This is a genomic window from Microbulbifer sp. NBRC 101763 (assembly GCF_040371615.1).
GTDB lineage: Bacteria > Pseudomonadota > Gammaproteobacteria > Pseudomonadales > Cellvibrionaceae > Microbulbifer > Microbulbifer variabilis.
Window position 1 is genome coordinate 225,631 of the sequence record NZ_BAABQV010000007.1, and the last position, 22,436, is coordinate 248,066.

Annotated in this window: 6 protein-coding genes; 5 read left to right on the forward strand and 1 reads right to left on the reverse strand. The window is 44.0% G+C overall.

Annotated features, from left to right (window positions below; genetic code table 11):
- Positions 1-100: 100 nt before the first annotated feature.
- A complete protein-coding gene (gene sbcB / locus ABWV76_RS18445; protein WP_502914814.1) occupies positions 101-1,570 on the reverse strand; it encodes an exodeoxyribonuclease I in 1,470 nt (489 codons plus the stop codon).
- A gap of 117 nt (positions 1,571-1,687) precedes the next feature.
- Here sbcB and argS point away from each other — a divergent pair, with 117 nt between their 5' ends.
- The 5 genes from argS to ABWV76_RS18470 all read left to right on the forward strand — a co-directional run bounded on the left by argS (position 1,688) and on the right by ABWV76_RS18470 (position 22,435).
- Positions 1,688-3,424, forward strand: a complete 1,737-nt coding sequence (gene argS, locus ABWV76_RS18450; protein ID WP_353376898.1) for an arginine--tRNA ligase — start codon at positions 1,688-1,690, stop codon at positions 3,422-3,424.
- Between the two features lie 161 nt (positions 3,425-3,585).
- Complete coding sequence (locus tag ABWV76_RS18455) at positions 3,586-4,473, forward strand: dTDP-4-dehydrorhamnose reductase family protein (RefSeq protein WP_353376899.1); 888 nt, start codon at positions 3,586-3,588, stop codon at positions 4,471-4,473.
- A gap of 175 nt (positions 4,474-4,648) precedes the next feature.
- Positions 4,649-6,127 carry a nucleoside hydrolase gene (locus ABWV76_RS18460; RefSeq protein ID WP_353376900.1) on the forward strand — a complete coding sequence of 493 codons (1,479 nt, stop codon included), beginning with the start codon at positions 4,649-4,651 and terminating at the stop codon, positions 6,125-6,127.
- Positions 6,128-7,612: 1,485 nt separating this feature from the next.
- Positions 7,613-12,694 (forward strand): non-ribosomal peptide synthetase, encoded by a 5,082-nt coding sequence (locus ABWV76_RS18465; RefSeq protein WP_353376901.1) that lies wholly within the window; start codon positions 7,613-7,615, stop codon positions 12,692-12,694.
- 3 nt (positions 12,695-12,697) lie between these two features.
- Entirely contained in the window at positions 12,698-22,435 is a 9,738-nt protein-coding gene (locus tag ABWV76_RS18470) for a non-ribosomal peptide synthetase (protein ID WP_353376902.1), read from the forward strand.
- Position 22,436 lies beyond the last annotated feature (1 nt).

Sequence of the window (22,436 nt, forward strand, 5' to 3'; positions counted from 1 at the left end):
TGGTTGCGCCTTGTGGGCGCCAGGTGTTCGCGAGCGGCATTCTACTTGGGCACTGCAGCAGAGCCCAGAGGAAGAATAACCGCCGGCGTGATTCGATACATTAGGCGAGCAGGCTATCGCCCCAGTTTTCCAGCTCGGTAATCAGCAAGATCCGCTCCGGGTGCTGTACCCGTAAATCGGACAACTGGCGAAAATAATCTTCGAGCGTGATAGAAGCCCCAGCGGTAGGGTCAGTTAAACGCTGGAAACACCAGATCTGCCAACGCTGATGTTCCTCTTCAGACAGGGTCTCAGGAAAGTTGCGCGCACGCATGCGGAACAGCAGCTCAGGCAGGCGTTTGTCACTAAAAGGCACTTCACCAGCCAGCGCTTCGGGGCCTCGGGCAGCCAGCCCACGGTGGAGCTCACGGCAGATATCGCGGTCGGCATCACTGAGGAAACCACCGTATAAATCGGCCTCCACATCTTTCTTGGGAAACTCCCGATCCAGGAATACGCTGTGTAGCTTTTCAGTCAGGTCAACATCTTTGAGCTTCTGCCAATTCGCCTCGCAGGTTGCGCGGTCGATACCTAACTCAGTGGCGCGCTTGTCATCAAGCATATTTGCCGGGGCCAGAACCGGGCACTTGTTTAAATGCACCAACTTCAGACCCACAGGCAGTTCGCCCTCACCAAGCTGGTCGCGGGCAGTGTAAAGGCGCTCGCGCAGGGTATCCGCATCCAAATTAAGCAACGGTTCGGGGTCCATCGCCAGATTGGCAACAATGACCGCATTGCGATTAACTGGATGGCTGGCCAAAGGCATTACATAGGTCAAATGCCCGTGATTTGCAGACACTTTGCCGGAGATATGCAACAGCGGGCGACGCTCGCGCATATCAATCATCTTGGCAGCTTCCTGCTTGCGACGCAGGCGGAATACATAATCGTATAATTTCGGCTGCTGCTTACGGATCAGTCTCGCCATATCAATCGTGGCGTGCACATCCGACAGGGCATCGTGGGCACCCTCGTGGGCAATACCATTAGCAGCGGTCAACTCTTCCAGGCGAAAGGACGGCGCACCGTCTTCTCGGGTCGGCCATTGGATGCCCTGAGGACGCAGGGCGTAAGTGAGTCGCACCATGTCGATAATATCCCAGCGACTGTTGCCGGAGCGCCACTCGCGCTCATAGGGATCTAACAGGTTGCGATACAGGGTGTAGCGGGTAACTTCGTCGTCAAAACGCAAACTGTTATAGCCCACCCCACAGGTGCCGGGCGCACCCAGCTCGGCGAGGATGCGCTGGATAAATTCTATTTCCGGCACGCCATTGGCCAGGGCCTTTTGCGGGCTGATTCCAGTCACCAGGCTCGCCATCGGCTGCGGCAGGCAGTCCACTGAGGGGCGGCAGTAAATCATCAACGGCTCGCCGACGATATTCAGCTCTTCGTCAGTCCTGATACCGGCAAACTGCGCCGGCTTGTCAGCCCCCGGGTCTGTACCCCAGGTTTCATAATCGTGCCAATAAAGTGTGGTAGAACTCACGGTACCTCCATAATTTGGCGGCATCATACCACTGAGCGCCATGCCGTCTGGACACTTGCATCCAGATTTAAACCTCTCTATAGCGAAGGTTGGTTGCAAAGCCGCCACCGCCCATTAAAATTCGGCGTTTCCACGAATTTAAGACAGCTATATCCCTCTATGAATATTCGCCAACTCCTCTCCGATAAATTCCAGGCCGCCATGCTCGCCGCCGGTACCCCCGAAGAATGCGGCCCCATCGTGGCACCTGCGAAAAAAGCCGGATTTGGCGACTATCAGGCCAACGGCGCTATGGGTGCAGCCAAGCGACTCGGTACCAACCCCCGCGAGCTGGCCAGCAAAATCCTGGAACATCTTGAAAAAGGCGATATGATCGAAAAGGTCGAGATCGCCGGTCCCGGCTTTATGAATATCCACCTGAGCGAGCAGTGGCTGAGCCAGCAGCTGTTGGCCGCGAATGGGGATCAGCGTTTGAATATCGCCGCTGTTGAAGAGCCGAAGAACGTAGTTATCGACTACTCCCACCCCAATCTGGCCAAAGAAATGCACGTGGGCCACCTGCGTACCACCATTATCGGTGATGCCCTGGCGCGTCTGCTGGAGTTCCAGGGCCACAAGGTTATCCGTCAAAACCATATGGGTGACTGGGGAACCCAGTTCGGTATGTTGTTGGCTCACCTGTCTGACAAGCTGGCGGATAGTGATGCAGAGGTGGCCTTAGCCGACCTGGAAGTATTCTACCGCGAAGCCAAAGTGCGCTTCGACGACGAAGAAGGCTTTGCCGACCGCGCCCGTGAATACGTCGTAAAGCTGCAAGGCGGCGACGAGCAGTGCCTGAAGCTTTGGAAGCAGTTTATCGATATATCTATCAGCCACTGTGAAGAAATCTACTCCAAGCTGAATGTCACCCTCAAACAGGAGGACGTTTACGCCGAGAGCCAGTACAACGACGATTTGCCGGTGCTGGTTAAAGAACTGCTGGATAACGGCATCGCCGTAGAAGACCAAGGTGCTATCGTAGTGTTCCTGGAAGAGATGGCCGACAAAGAGGGCAATCCCAGCCCGATGATTATTCAGAAGAAAGGCGGTGGTTACCTGTATGCTACCACCGACCTGGCAGCCATCCGCTATCGCGCCAACCAGCTCAAAGCCGACCGCATCCTCTACGTAGTAGATGCCCGTCAATCCCTGCACCTGCAGCAGGCTTTCGTCGCCTCACGCAAAGCTGGCTTCCTGCCGGAATCCGTTTCTCTTGAGCACTGCGCCTTTGGCACCATGATGGGCGATGACGGCAAACCTTTTAAAACCCGCACCGGTGGTACCGTAAAACTGGCAGCCCTGCTGGACGAAGCGGTGGAGCGGGCAGAGAAACTGGTAGCCGAGAAAAACCCTGAGCTGGATGAAAAAACCTGTGCGGAAATCGCGCGCAAGGTGGGCATCGGCGCAGTAAAGTATGCCGATCTGAGCAAAACCCGCACTAACGATTACATCTTCAGTTGGGAATCCATGCTCAGCTTTGAAGGCAACACAGCCCCCTACCTGCAGTATGCTTATACCCGCGTCCGCAGTATTTTCCGCAAGGCCGGTATTGAGCCGAGCGAACTCAAGGGCGACATCAATCTGGAAAGCCCTCAAGAGCGCGCCCTGGCCATTAAACTAAGCCAATTTGGGGAAGTACTGGATCAGGTAGCCAAAGATACCTTTCCACACGTACTCTGCACCTACTTGTACGAGCTGGCCAGTGCCTATATGAGTTTCTACGAAGCCTGCCCGGTACTGAAAAAAGGCGTCAGCGAAGAGCAGAAGCACAGCCGCCTTCAACTGTGTAACCTCGTCGCCAGCACTATTGCTACTGGCCTCGGTTTACTCGGCATTGAAGTGATGGAGCAAATGTAATTGACTCCTGCCCGGCCACACCTCCAGCAAATATGCAGGTTGGCGAGCCGGGCAGCTCGAGCAGGTAAGCTTTCTCCGCTTCCTGCCCACCCATCCTGCATCATCAATTGCTCTATAAGGGTCACATTTCTCCCACTGGCCTGATTAAAGGAACGTAACCCGTGAAAATCCTGATTACCGGCGCCTCCGGCCTATTAGGCCGCAGTGTATTTAAACAACTTTACAGCAACCCGGCTTTTACCGTAGCTGGTACCGCTTTTTCCCGCGTAGATGAAAACCTCATTCACCTGGACTTATCTGATAGCGACGCAGTAAAAACTTGCTTGCAAGAAATTAAGCCCGATGTCGTAATCCACTGTGCCGCCGAGCGCTGGCCAGACCGCTGTGCCGAAAACCCAGATACTGCCTGGCAACTGAATGTCAGCAGCACAGAGCTTTTGGCAAAACAATGTAGCGAAATCGATGCACAGTTAGTGTATATCAGCACCGACTATGTCTTTGATGGAACAGCGGCACCCTACAGTTCCGATGACATCCCCAATCCTGTAAATTTCTATGGCCGCAGCAAGCGAGCCGGAGAGGAAGCGGTACTGAAAAACGCTAACCATTGGGTATTAAGACTGCCCTGGCTGTTTGGACCCGTCGCCTATCTGGAGGAATCCGGTATTACTGCCCTTCTGGATACACTGAGAGAACAAAAACCGGTCACACTGGACCACTGGGCAGTTCGCTTTCCCACCAGTGTGGAGGAAGTAGCAGAAGTATTGGAGCAATGTCTGTTAAAAATTTGCTGTAACACCAAGTTTGAAGGCATTTATCAATGGAGCGGCGATACCGCCTGCACCCGCTATGAGCTCGCTCACATTATTGCCGAAGCCTGCGAATTAAGGGCCGATCATATCAGTGCAGATAGTGAACCCAATTTTTCTGTACCGCGCCCATACAATTGCCAACTGGATAAATCACGCCTTACAGACTTAGGCATTCAAGGCAAGGAACCATTACAGCAACAGCTGGCTCGAAATTTAAAGCCATTTATTGGAAATTGATGTAGGCAGTTTTCAATTGGTTCAACAGGGATGTATCGCTGCCGATTAAAATCGGCATCTCTTTTGCAATATCTCAATACATAAACCACGAGTATTACAAAAGTGGCAACCGAATAGATCATGGAAGACCTATTGGGTTCCAGGATTAAACCATTCGAAAATTAGGGAAGAATTGATGAAATTAAAACACTGGTTTTCTGCAGGGGCTTTGCTACTGGGCAGTCTTGCCACACTCGCTTCTTGCAACGCAGACAGTGGCCACCACGGTAATAAGCTGTATCAGGCCAGCAAAAACGAAGATGCCCAATCCATTATTTGGATTGGCGACTTCAATAACTTTGACGATGCCGTGGCACTGATGCTGATTGCCAAAGACCCCCGCTATACCCTGGAACTGGCAGTCGTCGAAGACTCCTTCAATACTGTAGCACATGGAGCCAATACGGTTTACAACATACTTGAGTGGCTGGGCAACAACGATACCAAAGTAATTCGCGGTGCCTACTTTGCCACTGAAGAGGTCGCCTACGGAGCTAATGGCAAGGCTTCCAGCACTCCGGTAAATGACGACAAAGCTGTAACAGGCCGCGATGATTATCAGCTGCCTAACTCCTCGGATTTCACCACCGGCACCTGGAACCTGGAACGCCGCAACGCCATGGGGATTAACCTTTACGGCCAATATGTGCCCGGCCCCTGGCGCGACAACGGCTCCACCCTATATGGCACCGATCATCTAATCCCACGCGCAAAGCAGGCGCACTATCGCTACCAGGGCAACAATGGTGTTTCCTTTAATTTCGAGCTAGCTGAGGATATTATTCTTGACACCCTGGATAACCTGGAGAAGCCCCCAGTAGTTTTCAACACCGGCAAACTCACCACCCTGGCCCGGGTACTTGGCAAAGCCAACGAAGAGCAGCTGGATAAAATTGATCGCGTAATTATGATGGGTGGCGGCTTTGAAAATTACCAGCCATTTACTGCAGATCACGAGGCGGCCTGCTTTGGCGACAAATCTCGCAACCTGGGTGGCAATATTTTCTCCCACCCAAGCTTCGGCTGTGACAGCGACTTCAGTACCCACCAGGAATTCAATATTCTGCTCGACCCCTTGAGTGCACAGTGGGCCTTTGACGCCCTGAGCGAAAGTAATATTGAAACTTATCTGGTACCCACCAACTCTACCGATATGGCCAAGGTACAGGGCAGCACCATCGAAGCCCTGGCTAAACGCCGCGCAACGCCGGAAGCCTGCTACACGTCTCAACTTCTCAGCTCTATTCGTGAATTTGAAGGTGGAGATTTCCAAGGTAATGGTGACTTCGCTATGGATGCCGTCATCCGCCTGTGGGATATTATCGCCGCACTGGTACTGCTGGAGCCTGAAACTCTGGAGATGGACCTGGTACCTGGGTTTATCGAAGTAGACCAGCTAAATGCCGGCCTGGCCGACAGTATGACTCCCTACGACCCCATCACCTTCGACCCTACCGTGGGTAAAACCACAATTACTGAAAGCGGTGAAGGGCTGGAAGTTAATGTGGTTATGGGAATCAATCATGATGCCGCCCGTACAGCAATGATTGAGCGCCTGCGTGATGGCTTTAATAGTGCACGTAAGGGCCCTAGGTGCCGGGCTAAACTACACTAATCTAGATTGTCTTAATATTAAGGAACCTTTTAATTTAATGCAGAATAACTGCAAAAGCATTAAAAGGTCCTTTGCCTAGGCAAAACAATAGACCCAGCAATACTCCCTTACACCACACGATTTCATGAGATCAGGTATTTTTCCGAACTATAAATTAATAAACCCTGAAAATAGGGATACCCTTAGTAATATTTAATGCAAATACGAAAGACAATTTTTTCTTAGTCAAAAAATGTCCCGACAGAGCCGGGTATGCACCCACTTCTTCTCAAGCTCAACTTTAAAATTTCCATGTACTTTTAAGCGGCACAATTCAGAAGCTGTTTTCATTTTTAAATTCATCTAAGTAAACAAATAAACATCTTTGCCTTTGGACTTTTCACTACGACCAGATCTGTCTAAAAATTAGGCTATTCAGTCTCATTTAGTGTGACTATGCAGGAAAGCCCACATCATCCGTTATTGAGACATTGCATTATCACTATCGAAGAATTCGAGAAAGCCTTCTACTTATCCAAATTGCTCAATTCGATAAAGTCGAAAAAGACCAACCTAAAAAATAGGTACCAACAATCAACAAGGACTTAAGGGGAAAAATTTTTCAGAATACGATATTCAATACCTTTCTAGCAATAGTTAGCACAGATTGTTCATCGAAAATGATCCACTATCACTAAACTGAAAAGATTTAAGCAAGCCTACACAGTGAATGCGCAATGAATCACCCATTAAATAGTATTATCAAACCCACATCTATATGGGTAAAAAGGATATATACATATTTAAAACCGCCAGATGAAACATTTCATGTCACCTGATAATGATACAACCCTCTACAACTTATAACGCATGAAGTCATAACCATACAAAAAGTACGATTTGTACCGCTATTCATAAATGTACCAACAAACAAATAATCATTAATAAATTCGACATAAATTCATTCAATGTATTTTGCCGTTGATACGCAGAATTATTTCTGATAACGTCCTGGCGCAGGATTGTAGTGACAGATAAACATGGAAGTCGGCACTATGAAAAATGTATATTACCATCAACGCCTAGCTCTATTTATTACTTCACTCTTATCTCACTTTAAACAAACAAGAGATAAGCAGCCTCAAATTAAACAACGACTTTCGCTTCAAGTTATTTATTTTAAATTATTTGAAAAACTATCTTTTGTTGGCGCACGCCTCTCATATTCGATATTAATTTACTTAGCCCCACCCAAAGTATCTACCGCCCTGTCCATCAAGAGATGGAAATCTTAGCCTATTAGGCAATAAGCAATTATAGATCCATGGGGCTTATCAGACCTGATCGATCATATACGCCATATAGAAAGTCATAAAACTGCCATATTTATAATATTTGAAAGTCATTAAAAAAGAGTACAAACCGGATAAAGCACCCGAGCTTAAACCTCTCAATATTTACAATTAATACAAATTTAATTCAAAAAATAATAATGGAGTACTGATAATGGAAATCAATGAAATATTTAATTCACCAAAAATTCACAGCGAGAATTTCAATTCAAAAGCCCAGTCGGTCTATAGCTGTTTCGAAAAGCAAATCAGTATAAATCCAAATAAAACAGCTCTTGTACATCAAGGAATAAGTATTAGTTATCAAGAACTTGATAAGCGTTCAAAGTCACTTTCGACTCTAATCAGTCAGACGCTGGCTAAAGAAGAAAACTCAGAGGAAAATCTGGTTGCACTGTATTTAGATCGAAGCTTGGACATGATAATAGCCATATTGGCAGTAATAAAGGCCGGAGCTGCCTATGTTCCAATCTCTACAGAGTATCCACGAGAGAGAGCTTTATATATTTTTCAGGATACCAAAACCAGAGTGGTTGTAACTCAAACTCATCATGATGCTCAGCTGACGAGCTGGCTCAACTCATCTCATAACCAGCCAACTTTACTCTTTTCCGACACTAAAGATACTACTGAACCCGACCCTTCAATAGGTGAAGCTAAAAAGAACTGCCTTAATGATCTTGCCTATGTACTCTACACCTCTGGAACAACAGGCAACCCTAAAGGGGTCATGATCACTCATCAGAATATCCTTCATCTCGCTTCGGCTCAAATTGAAAGGTTTTCACTAGCTAATTATCAAAGGACATTACAGTTTGCATCTTATGTTTTTGATGCCAGTGTATTTGAGATATTTGCCAGTCTATTTTTGGGGCAAACGATTTATATTGCTAGCGAGGAGGAACGTAAAGATCACAATAAACTTGCGATCCTAATCCGAGACAATCAAATACAGTTTGCCACTTTACCACCATCATTATTAGCGTTATTACCTGAAGAAAAACTTCACTCCTTGCAAAGTATTGTTGTTGCTGGTGAAGCACCGGCACTAGATATGATGCAAAAGCTCAACAGGCAAAGCAAAATTTTCAATGCCTATGGACCGACAGAGACTACTGTTTGCGCGACCGCACACCTTTTTACACATGGGGATTCAGCAAATAATATCGGCAAAGTGTTAAAGAATACCGAAGCCTGGGTGTTAGATAGTAATTTACAGCAGGTGGCCATCGGAGATATTGGAGGACTATATCTTGGCGGTACAGGCATTGCTCGTGGCTACTGGAGAAAACCAGAATTAACAGCCGAAAAATTTATCAGCGGTAATTTACTACCATCGGAAATTAGTCGCGACGGTTATAAACGCATATACCAAACAGGAGATTTAGTTCGACGCCTCCAAGGAGACGAATTTGAGTTTATAGGCAGGAATGACTCGCAAGTAAAAATACGAGGCCACCGAATAGAGCTTTCGGAAATTGAAAATTGCCTAAAAACTCTAAATGGCATTGCCTTGGCATGTGTACTTGTAAGCGATACAGGAAACAAACAATCGTTGCATGCATATGCAGTACTCAAGCGAGAAGTCTCGTTGGATATACAACAGCTCGCATCACACCTAAAGGCACATTTGCCACTTCACATGGTACCTGAGCATTTTCATATTCTACCTGAGCTTCCGCTGACAGAGAATGGAAAAATAGATAAATCGATTTTATTATCGATGGCAACACACGACACATCTGCGATGGTGGATGTGAATCTTAATTCTGAACAGGCGACGTTTCTAGCCTGGATAAATGAATACACAGCGTTACCTTTGGCATGGAAAGAAGACTTCTTTGCCGCTGGTGGCGACTCAATCTCAGCCATTCGATTATGTTCAAAACTCGCCAGAGAAATATCTGTAAATATTCCAGTTGAGTTAATTTATACAGAGCGCACACCTGAAAATATCTGGCAGGAATTACCTCGCTGCCAGCAAAGTTTCAGTATCAATACCAGGGATAATAAATATCGGACTATTTCACCTTTATCCTCTCAGCAGCGAGCCATATGGTTTTTGACAAAATCCAACCCAGGAAATAGAGCATATCATGCAAAGAGCAAGTTGATTCTAAAAGGTGAAATCGATCCAGACATTCTTGCTCACTCTATCCAGGATGTAGTCGATGCACATGAGATTTACCGAAGCTCCTATTCTTTGGAAGAACCCTGCCAATACATCCATGAAAACTACCAGGTTGAGTTAGCTAGATATGATTTTAGCTCCATGAATTATCACCAGGCTCAACAGCAGGTTGACTATTTAATAGCAGAAGGTCTGAATCAGGTATTCGACATTACCCAACTACCTTTGGTACGCTGGGGATTAGTAAAATTAACAGACAAAGAACATATTCTTATTCATATTGAATACCACCTTGTCCATGATGGCTGGTCCTCGAATATATTTCTTGAGCATTTATTCTCCTGCTATCAGCAAAGACTCGAGGGCAGAAAAAATATAACTCTTAATCATGTTGGGCAGTACGCCGACTTTGCTGTTTTTCAAAACAACTGGCTAACGAGCGAAGCAGCTGAAAAACAAAAGCTATTCTGGTATGAAAAGCTCAAAGATGCCCCAACTAAAATCAATTTACCTCAGACCGCCACGGGAGATTTAAAGGGAGGAGACACTAAAAAAATGAAGATCCCTCGGAATTTCTGGCATAAGATACAAAATTATTGTCAGAAACAGGGAGTAACGCCATTTTCCTTTATGTTGGCGGCCGTCAACTTAGTATTATCTCGGTACTCCGGCGATACCGATATTTGCGTCGGCACTGGCACTGCGAACCGTAATTATCAAGGAGTAGAGAACACTATCGGAATGATGGTGGCAACCAATGTTGCGAGAATAAAACAGAACTCAAAACAAGAAATCAATGATTTTATTCATACATGTTTTGATACGACACAAGAAATACAAAAAAATCAGGAACTTCCATTTGAAACTGTAGTTGATTTGGTAAACCCTGAACGTATTAAAGGATTAAATCCGTTATTTCAGGTCTGTTTTAGTTTTCATGATTCTCCATTACCCAAAATGACATTGCCTGGCATCTCAGAGATGCAATTGGTCGAAGCCATCGGCAGCAAATCTGCAAAGTTCGATTTAAATATTGTGGTTATACCCAGGATCGGGCAGGAAGGTAGTGGTGATCCTGTTACCGTACTATGGGAGTTCAATCAGGAACGACATGCCCCTTGGTTTATTCAGAATATGATGGCCTCATTTAAGTCAGTAATGACCCAAATCCTGCAGGGGGATGCCAGTAAAATATCAGATTTGGTTATAGCTGATGCTAAACTGAATCAACAGATTGCCAGATGGAATAATACCGATACCGAATATTCAGCGAGCAGAACTTTGGTTGAATTATTTGAATCCCAGGTAAGTAAAGCCCCCAAAAATACAGCCCTGGTGTATCAGGATAGTGTTATCAGCTATCAGGAGCTTAATAAGAAGGCTAATCAACTTGCCCAGGTTATTCTCACTCAGTATCGAGCTCAAACCGGCCATGAGTTAATACCAGATACAATAGTAGCGCTGTATTTAGATCGCAGCCTGGACATGATTATTAGTATGTTAGCCGTTTTAAAAGTTGGCGGAGCCTATTTACCCATCTCTCCAGAATACCCAGAGCAACGTACTCAATTTATTTTTAAAGACAGTCAAGCTCCGATTATTCTAACGCAACGGCACCACTTTACTGCGATTGATAAAAAACTATCAGAATTTAAAAATATTCCATTACTTATTTCTGTTGACATACCTGAATTGCTACTCACTCAATCGTCAGCATCTCCCGCTATTAAGCTAGATTCCAAAGCTCTTGCATATGTGATTTACACCTCCGGCACTACAGGAAAACCCAAGGGGGTGATGATAGAGCACCAAAGTGTAGTAAATCTGGCTCAATACATGATCAAAAGTCATCAGTTGAATACTGAAAAACGGATCTTGCAGTTCTCCAACTATGTTTTTGATGCCAGTGTTTTTGAAATATTTCCAGCACTTTTATCTGGCTCGGAACTCCATATTGCCTCGGATGAATGTAGAGTTGAGAGTGAAAGGCTAATTTCATATATCAATGAGAATAATATTAACCAGGCATTTATTCCAACTGCAATACTCAATGAAATTGCGAAAGAACTAAGGAATTCCACATTAACATTAGTTCACACAGGTGGTGACAATTTAAGTCCATTAGCAGTATTACCTGCCGAGTTCACATTTAATGAATATGGCCCGACAGAAGCCACGGTATGTGTGACACAGCAAAAAATAGAGAAACCTGACCAAATAAACATAGGAAAACCAATCGATAATGTGAGGCTTTATGTATTAAATGAACATGGACATTATTCACCTGTTGGTGTTATTGGCGAATTATATATAGGTGGAGCTTGCCTGGCTCGCGGATATTTAAATAGAGAAACCTTAACGCAACAACGATTTATTCCCAACTATTTTGCAACACAGGAAGATCTGGATAAAGGTTACGATAGATTATATAAAACTGGTGATTTAGTCCGCTGGTTACCTGACGGTTCTCTAGAGTATTTTGGCCGAAACGACAGCCAAATAAAAATCCGTGGTTATCGAATAGAAACAAGTGAAATCGAAAACACCTTGTGCACTCACCCTGAAATAAAGCAGGCAGTTGTTATTAAACGGGAGTTAAAGGGTAATCAAGTCTTGGCAGCCTATTTGGTTTCAACACATGATGTAGTATTGGATTGCGACGCAATAAAGTCATTTCTACAATCGAGCCTACCCAATTATATGGTACCTGATTCATATAATTTAATAGATGTCATCCCCCTTAATATCAATGGCAAATTTGACCCCAATCTGTTACCTGAGCCAGAACTGGTCACGCAGCATAATTACGAAGCGCCAAGAAATGAGCTTGAACGACATTTATGTACAGTTTGGCAAGAAGTCTTGAAGCTGGACAAGGTCGGGATTGAGGATAACTTCTTCCGTATCGGTGGCAACTCCATCAATGCAGTAAAGCTCACAGCTGTCAGCCGAAAGTTAAGCGGGATAGATATTCCCTTACGCCTACTATTAGAGCACAGCACCATTGCCAGATTAGCACTTGCATTAAAAAACCAGCAAAGCATGGTCATTCCCAAGCTGGCTGATAAGCCTACGGCTAATAATCAGTTTGTAATGGAGATTTAGTTGATGTTGGCGTTATTAAAAGAACTCAAGAAAAATAAACTGGCTGTATGGGTCAGTGGAGATATTCTTAAATTGGCAAGTAGCGGTGATGAAATACCGCAAGAACTACTAACACGATTGAAAGCAGAAAAGTCTCAGTTAGTTAAGTATTTACAAAAAAGAGAAATTGACTCACAGAAAAAGTTTTCCAAGCTTGAGGAACTCATACAATACCGCCTGTCTTTTGCTCAGGAGCGACTATTATTTATTGAACGTTTACAGCCTGAAACCTGTGCATATCACATTCCATATTTAGTGCAATTGAACCAAGATGCCCGATTAGATATTCTACAAAGTGCTTTTACACATTTGGCAATACGCCATCCCGTGCTCAATTCAGTCTATATTGAGTCTGATAACCGGAATATCAGCCAGATATTATCTGACCCTGTTAAAATTTCGACAAACCAATTAAGCACAGAAGAAAAGTTACTACCGGCGGTAAAAGATGAGATAGTGCGTCCCTTCGATCTGTCGCAAGATCCACCAATGCGCCTGAAATATTATGAGGTCAATAAAAAGCTGTATTTGCTAATTATGTGGCATCATATTGCGTTTGATGGCTGGTCAATGGATATTTTCTTACGGGAATTATCTAGCATCTACCAGTCTCTACTTAACAGTCAGGAAGTACGCTTACCAGACCTATCTATCCAATATAGCGATTATGCCCAATGGCAGAGGGATTACCTAAATGGAGAGAATCTCTCCAAGCTAAAGTCTTTCTGGCATAATACCTTATGCGGTTATGAACTTTTAGTTTTACCAACAGATCGCCCTCGCCCCAAAAAAATGGATTACCGAGGAAAAAATACCTACTTTACGTTAGAGACTGGACTATCCCTGAAATTGCGGCACTATGCCCAAACAAGGGAAACTACTCTATATACCGTCCTCCTCAGTGCTTTTTTTGCAACACTGTCTAGCCTATCAGGGCAAGAAGATATCCTGATAGGTACTCCGTCAGATAATCGTCATCATGCCCAGACCCAAGACGTAATTGGCTTTTTTGTCAACTCACTGGCGCTACGATTAAAGTTAAATGCAGATATAACAGCTGATGAATTAATCAGGCAAGTACATCAGGTAGTCTCTGCGGCTAAAACTCACCAAGATCTACCATTTGAGTCTCTCATTGATACACTGGAAGTGGAAAGGGATTTGTCCCGCCATCCATTGTTTCAGGTAATGTTTACGGTACAAAATTTTGGTTTGACAAACCTATATGAATTGCCGTTTACCCAGGTAGAAACAGATCCTCAAAATCCATTATATTCGCCTGCAAAAGCGGATTTACGCCTAACTCTCGATGACAGTGGGAACCAGATAAAAGGTATATTTAGTTATGCCGTAAGTCTATTTGATGAAGACAGCATTATTCATATCGGTAGAGTCTATCAAAAAATTTTGGTACAGATGCTGGAGCAGCCCTCACGATCTATCAATACTTTTGATAGTTTGTCAGATAGGGATCGCCAAAAAGTTTTAATTGATTGGAATCAGACAAGCTCACCTGGTGGTAATGAGCTAAGCTTATCACATCTATTTGAAACTCAAGCCCTAATAAATCATGATTCAATCGCGGTTAGTTTTGAAGAAAAACAATTAACTTACCAAGAGTTGAATGAAAAAGCTAATCAGTTAGCAAGAGCAATACAGCATAACTATCAAAATAAACACGGAGATACGATAAGACCTGATACTATCGTTGCCCTATATTTTGAGCAAAGCCTGGAAATGGTAATAGGGATATTAGCTGTGCTAAAAGCCGGCGCAGCTTACCTGCCCCTTGCCTGTGATGCACCTCAAAAACGTCTGAAATTTCAATTAGAAGACAGTAATTCTGCTCTGGTATTAAGTCAAAGTTTCAAGCTAGATAAACTCCGCTCTTTACTCGAGGAAATCCCTACCCCACCTTTATTGCTTGCAGTAGATAACCAAGTAGAAACTGCGCCGTATTCTATCGAAAACCTAAGTCATGGTCCGCAAGGAAACAACCTGGCGTATCTAATCTATACCTCAGGCACAAGCGGTACTCCTAAAGGAGTAATGGTAGAGCATAAATCCGTTGTTAATCTAATTAAAGCACAAAGCGAAGCATTTAATTTTGACAATCAAGAACGTGTACTTTGGCTGTTGTCTTATGTTTTTGACGCTTCAGTTGAGCCCTTTTATTTGGCTCTGTTGAATGGTGGGAGGTTGATATTACCCGAAAGAGGAATATTAAAACAACCGGAAAAAATCATCGGCTTATTAGCCAAACATCAGGTTACACACTTGGTAGCATCTCCTGCTCATTTGTTGACTTTAGGTGATATCAAAAACAAACAGCAAATAAAAAGAGTGGTATTTGGCGGTGAATCTTGTTCACCGGAGTTGGTAAATATTTGGAAAGACAAGCTTATTAATGAATACGGACCAACTGAAGCTACGGTAACAGCCATTCAAAGCCTGAACTTTTATCAGCAAAATAATAATCGATGTATAGGGCGCCCTATCAATAATGTTAAGGCTTACGTACTTAATAAAAAAGGTTATCCGGTACCCATCGGGGCTCCAGGGGAATTATATATCGGTGGAGCAGGAGTCGCCCGAGGCTATCTCAACCAGGAAGCACTGACAGCACAGAGTTTTATCGATAACCCTTTTGCCAATAATGAAGATAAAAGCAGGGGGTATGATCGCCTATATAAAACCGGCGATTTGGTGCGCTGGTTACCCAGCGGAAACTTGGAATATCTGGAACGCATAGGACAGCAGGTTAAAATTCGGGGTTACCGAATTGAGTTAGGAGAAATCGAAACTGCGCTCACCAACATAGAAGCGGTAAAGCAGGCACTGGTGACAACTTATCATCATCAGGGTAGTACCTTACTGATAGCCTATATAGTACCTCTTCTAGCACAAGATATTTCATCAGAAGCCTTGCGGAAGACATTGGCTCTTAGCTTACCTGAGTATATGTTACCGGAGAGCTATGCTTACTTGGATCAGATCCCGCTAACCACCAACGGTAAGGTAGACTATCGTGCTTTACCCACCCCAGAACTAATTTCTAAGGATAACTACCTTGCACCCCGAACCGAACTAGAAAGTCAGATGTGTCAGATCTGGCAACGTGTACTGGGGCTGAAACAAGTAGGCGTTAAGGATGATTTTTTCCGTATAGGTGGCCATTCAATCAATGCAGTGAAACTAATTGCTACTATTCGCCAAGAACTGGCTATAGAAGTTTCACTGGAAGATTTGTTCGAACAAAAAAATATAGCCACTCTGATTTCAGGATTAAAAAGACAGGAACTCTTGACAATCCCACGCTCAAATGCAACCGCATTTCCACTGTCTTTCGCTCAGGAAAGACTGCTATTTATTGAACAATTTGAATCCGGAAGCAGTGCTTACCATATACCTTATTTTACCCGGCTAAAGCCAAAGACATCGCTGGACAAGCTTGAACAAGCACTAAACGCTGTGATTCGTAGGCATACTGTGCTTAACAGTATCTATTATACCGATAACACGGGGATTAGTCGGCAAGAAGTGCTCTCTACTCCTGTCACTTTACAAATGCACAAGGCTGCGGATAAAAAACAATTAACGCTCTTAGTTAGAAAAGAGTGTATGCGTTCTTTTGACCTTGAAAAGGAAGGGGCAATTCGACTTCATATATATCAATTAGGGGAAGTAGATTATCTACTGATACTCTGGCACCACATCGCCTTTGATGGCTGGTCTAGCGGGATTTTCATTAAAGAGCTTTCAGAAATTTACCAAGCCATATGTCAAAAGCGAGAAGCTCACCTACCCGAACTGGATATTCAATATCGTGATTATGCTGCCTGGCAACACGACTATCTGCAAGGAGAGCAGCAAAAGAAGCAGCTACAGTATTGGCAACAACGTTTGTCCGGATATGAACCTTTGGCTTTACCACTTGATTACCCCAGACCCACAGTGGCTGATCACCGAGGTAAATACTATCGGTTCACTCTAGGTAGTCAAATCTCAGCACAGTTACGAACATTAGCAAGAGATCAAGGAACCTCCCTATACACGGTACTTCTTAGTGGATTCTACCTATGCCTGACAACCCTGTCTGGGCAAGAAGATATTTTAGTGGGCACACCGTCAGATAATCGTCATCATGCCCAGACTCAAAATTTGATCGGTTTTTTTGTTAACCCCCTGGCTCTGCGTGTTGTAATCAAGCCCGAAATGTCGATAAAAGAACTACTCGCTACAGTGCACCAGATCGTAACTTCGGCCAAAGTACACCAGGAGTTCCCATTCGAGCGTCTAGTGGAAGAGCTGAAGATAGAGCGAGATAGTTCTCGCCACCCTTTATTCCAGGTAATGTTTGGTCTACAGAATAATGGGCAGGAAATCAGTGATTCCGAAAAATTACCTTTCATTCCTGAAAAATTAGTTGATGAAAGCAACTTATATGTACCGGCAAAATTTGATCTAAGTTTATCCCTAAATGATTGTGGCGATGAAATTACAGCGGGGTTTAACTATGCGGTAAGTCTTTTTGATAAAGAATCTATAGTGCGTATATCCAGCCTTTACCAAAGAATGCTTTCCGGTCTTCTTTCTCGGCCAGACCTTCCGATAGCACAAATAGAAAAGCTAAGTGCAGCTGATCGGCAGAAAACGTTGTACCAGTGGAATGATACCCAGGTTAATTATCCCGACAGAGACACTATACATGGATTATTTGAACAACAGGTCAGGCAGACACCTGATCGTATTGCCCTGGTTTTTGAGCAATACAGATTTAGCTATCGGGAGCTTAATCAAAAGTCCAACCGTCTTGCACGTGCGCTTTTAGATAAATATAGGGCCAGCGCCGCAGGGACAATACAACCCAACACTCTAGTAGGATTATGTTTTCAACGTAGTGCAGATATGGTGGTTGCCATTTTGGCTGTGCTGAAAGCTGGAGCTGCCTATGTGCCAATTGCTCCAGACCTCCCTCAAGCACGTATCAAATTTATGCTGGAGGATGCCCAAGTCTCGTTAGTAATGAGTGATAAGCAGAGCTTATCGGCACTATCCGCATCTGACGCTGGCGAGTACCAGGCCCCATCAACTCTGGTAGTTGATGATGATAAGGGAATCGCCGAATATCATTACGATAATTTACCAGAAACATCAGGTAGCAATCATCTTGCCTATGTGATTTATACCTCAGGGACAACAGGTAAGCCTAAAGGCGTTTTAGTGCCACATAATGCAGTAGCAGCCTTTGCTTGTAATAATCGTTATTTGGAAGCCTCCAGGGTGACCAATATAGCCAGTTTGTCCTCCTATGCTTTTGATGGTTTTATATTTGACTTATTTTACAGTGTTCTTAATGGCTGTAGTATGCATCTCGCTACGCAGGACGTAATCCAATCTCCTATACACTTAATAAATTATCTAAATAGCCATCATATTGATTCATTTTTTATCACAACAGCATTACTGAGTGTCTTGGCCAAAGAGAACCTGTTAAACGGGTTGAAGGTAAAAAATATTTTGTTTGGTGGAGAAAAGGCCAATGCAGGAACTTTTCACCAGCTAGTTAACGACCACCCTGAAATTTCGTTCACACATGTTTATGGCCCTACTGAAACGGTTGTTTTTGCTACTGCTTGTCACTTGAATACCAAGATGAGAAAACTGCCTATTGGCAGTCCACTGTATAATAAGAAATTGTATGTTTTAGATAAAAGTGGCCAGCTGTCGCCTGTCGGGACTTCCGGGGAACTACATATTGGCGGTGCAGGTATTGCTCACGGCTACCTTAATCAGAAAGAGCTGACAGCTAAGAGCTTTATTAATAATCCTTATGCCAGTGATGAAGATAGAGAAAGGGGACATGACCGGCTATATAAAACCGGGGATTTGGTTCGCTGGTTACCAGACGGAAATTTAGAGTACCTTGGGCGCATTGGTAAGCAGGTTAAGATACGGGGCTACCGGATCGAATTAGGGGAAATCGAGTCAGCCCTACATGAAATTGACGAAGTAAAACAGGCACTAGTGACTACTTTTCACCATGAAGAAAATACAATATTAGTTGCTTATATAGTACTTAAGTCAAGAGAGAAAACTTCACCGGAAACCATAAAGCAAACTCTATTCACTAATTTACCGGGATACATGGTCCCTGAAAGCTATATTTTTCTAGAAAAGTTGCCATTAACCCCTAATGGAAAACTGGATTATCGTGCGTTACCAAATCCACAATTGATTATAAATGATAACTATCTCCCTCCCCGCACCAATCTTGAACAAAATCTCTGCCTGATCTGGCAGCAGATATTGGGACTTGATCGTGTAGGTATTGCGGATGACTTTTTTCGAATCGGTGGACATTCGATCAATGCGGTGCAACTCATAGCTACCATTCGCAGGGAATTAGGTATTGAACTTCCCCTAGCAACTCTGTTTGAGAAAAAAAATATTGCTGCCCTCTCCAAAGGGCTTGAGGAGAAGCCTCTACTAAGAATTCCTTCGGTAAAAGTCGGCCCTTATCCCCTGTCTTTTTCACAGGAACGTTTATTCTTTATCGAGAAATTCGACTCCGGGGCAAGTACATATCATATTCCCTACTTAGTCAGGCTCAAGCCGCAGGCATCGCTGAATAATATTGAACGGGCAATATGTGAGGTAGTACGACGTCATACTGTACTCAACAGTATCTATTACACTGACAAACATGGTGTCAGCCTACAAGAAGTTCAGCCCAGGGAGATAAAAATAAACAAGCACCAGCTTAATGATGAAGCTCAATTGAAGACTGCCCTGCTAAGGGAAAATAATCACCCTTTTGATCTAAACCATGAGGGTGCCGTCCGCTTACATATGTACCAGTTAGGAAAACAACGATACTTGTTGATTCTTTGGCATCATATTGCTTTTGATGGCTGGTCTACTGGCATTTTCATTAAAGAATTTTCACAAATCTATCATGCTATTTGTGAGGGGCAGCAAGCATCATTACCGTCGCTGGAAATTCAATATCATGATTATGCTGTTTGGCAACGAGCCCATCTCAAAGGTGAGACACTGGAAAATCTGCTGAATTACTGGCAAAAAACGTTGTCCGGTTATGAACCCTTGGCACTGCCACTAGATCATCCACGGCCGCCAAAGGCTGATCAAAGAGGTAAGCACTATCACTTTATCCTAGACAGAAATATGTCAGCGCAGTTACGCGCTTTTGCAAGAGCTGAAGGTACTACCTTATATACCCTATTACTAACTGGGTTTTATCTTTGCCTCGCAACCTTATCCGGGCAGGAAGATATTCTTGTAGGCACACCCTCAGATAATCGTCACCATGCCCAAACTCAAGACTTGATTGGATTTTTCGTGAACACTCTAGTATTGAGAACTATTCTTGATACTAAAATGACTGTAAGGGATTTGATAGCCCAGGTGCATCAGACCGTTACTCAGGCTAAAGTGCATCAGGAACTGCCTTTTGAACGCCTGCTCGAGGCACTTGATGTTGAACGTGATACCTCGCGCCACCCACTTTTCCAAGTCATGTTCGGCGTACAGAGCTTTGTTCAGAAAGAAAATGTTAATGAAAATTTTCCTTTTTTACCCTCTGAACTTGATGGAGAAACTTCTCTTTATTCACCGGCAATTTTCGATTTAAGTCTATTTTTAAATGATGGTAGTGAGGAAATTACTGCAACTTTTAATTATGCGATCAGCCTTTTTGATGAAAATACCATCATTCGCATTGCCAACCTGTATCAACACCTACTCACAAGCTTGTTGGCAACACCGAAGTTATGTATAGATCAGATTGACCGAGTTAGTGAAACTGAACGTCAACTAATCCTGGGTCAGTGGAATAATACTAGAATTGACTTCCCTGAGGGACAAACCTTACATGGTTTATTTGAACAGCAAGCCCTGCAAACGCCAAATAACATTTCACTGATCTTTGAACAGCAGCGGATTACTTATCGTCAACTTAATGAAAGGGCCAACCGCCTGGCCCGCATCCTATCAAAACAATATCAATCAGCCTACGGGCAATCGATAATTCCAGATACCCTTATTTCACTATATTTCGAACGCGGTATCGATATGGTCATTGCTATTTTAGCAGTACTAAAATCCGGTGGAGCTTATTTGCCGCTTTCTCCAGATTACCCCGAGCAGCGCCTACGTTATATCATATCTGACAGTCAATGCCCGATGATCCTGACAGGAGAGAGTATTGAGGATAAACTCCGAAAAATCATCGGTCTTGAACGTCAAGAATTCATATTCTGTGTAACCCAAGAGTTACTTCTGAATGAAGCAATAAGTGGAGAAAATTTACCTGCGCTGACATCACCATCCGACCTGGCTTATGTGATTTATACATCCGGTACCACTGGCATGCCTAAAGGTGTGATGATTGAGCATCGTAGTTGCGTAAATTTGATGCAGCATAATATACAAGCGTATGAGATTTCTTCTGATGAGTCTCTGTTATTACTGGCTAACTACACTTTTGATGCCTCAATAGAGCAAATATTTATCGCACTGCTTAGTAGTTCGCGGCTAGTAATTACCAGTCAAGCCGATATCCAGTCTTTTAGTCATCTTGAGCAGTTGATTGAGCAAGAGTCCATTACTCACCTGGATGCACCATCCAGTCTCCTACTGGCATTGGAGCTTGGGGAAAAGCATGGCTTGAAGCGAGTCATCTCGGGTGGCGAAGTGACCTCAACCAAGCTGGCCAGTGATTTGGGAGATAAACTCATTAATGTCTACGGACCTACAGAAGCGACTATCAGTAGCCATCAATATCATTGTCCACCTCAATCAGAAGACAACCGGATCCCCATAGGCAGGGCCATCGCCAATAACAAAAGCTATGTCCTCGATAAATCAGGTCAGTTATTAGGAATAGGGGCCGTTGGTGAGTTGCACATAGGCGGAGCCGGCCTTGCCCGGGGCTATTTGAACCAACCTCAACTGACAGCAGAGCGTTTTATAAAAAACCCCTTTGCCAGCAAGGAAGATAAAGCCAGAGGTTATACCAGACTTTACAAAACTGGCGATCTGGTCAGATGGTTACCCAGCGGTGAGCTGGATTATATCGGTCGCAATGACTTACAAGTGAAAATTAGAGGTTTCCGTATTGAGTTAGGTGAAGTCGAAGCGGCTTTAAATGACCTGGAAGGAGTTAAGCAAGCGGTTGTAACGGATCATGAATATCAAAATCAAAAATACTTGGCAGCCTATTTAGTACCAGATTCCGGGGAATCCAAAGATCTTGATCTATTAAAAGCTACATTAACATCGGTATTGCCCGACTATATGATTCCGACAAGCTTTAACTGGATTGATAAAGTACCTGTCAATTTAAGCGGTAAACTGGATAAAAAATCCTTGCCAACTCCCAAACTTGTTTCCCAGACTGATTATCTGGCACCACGTACGCAACTTGAACGCCAATTATGCGAGGTTTGGCAACAAGTCTTGGGATTGGACCAGGTTGGTATCCGCGATAACTACTTTAGTATCGGGGGAGATTCAATCAAAGCCATCAGTCTTGGGGCCAAAAGTCGTCAGATAATTGGTATAGACATCCCACTAGCAATGTTATTTGCAAATCAAACAATTGAAAAATTAAGTACTTCGTTACAGCAAGACGCAGCATCAAACCAGGACGAAACTCAAGAATTTGAGATGGTCCTATAGG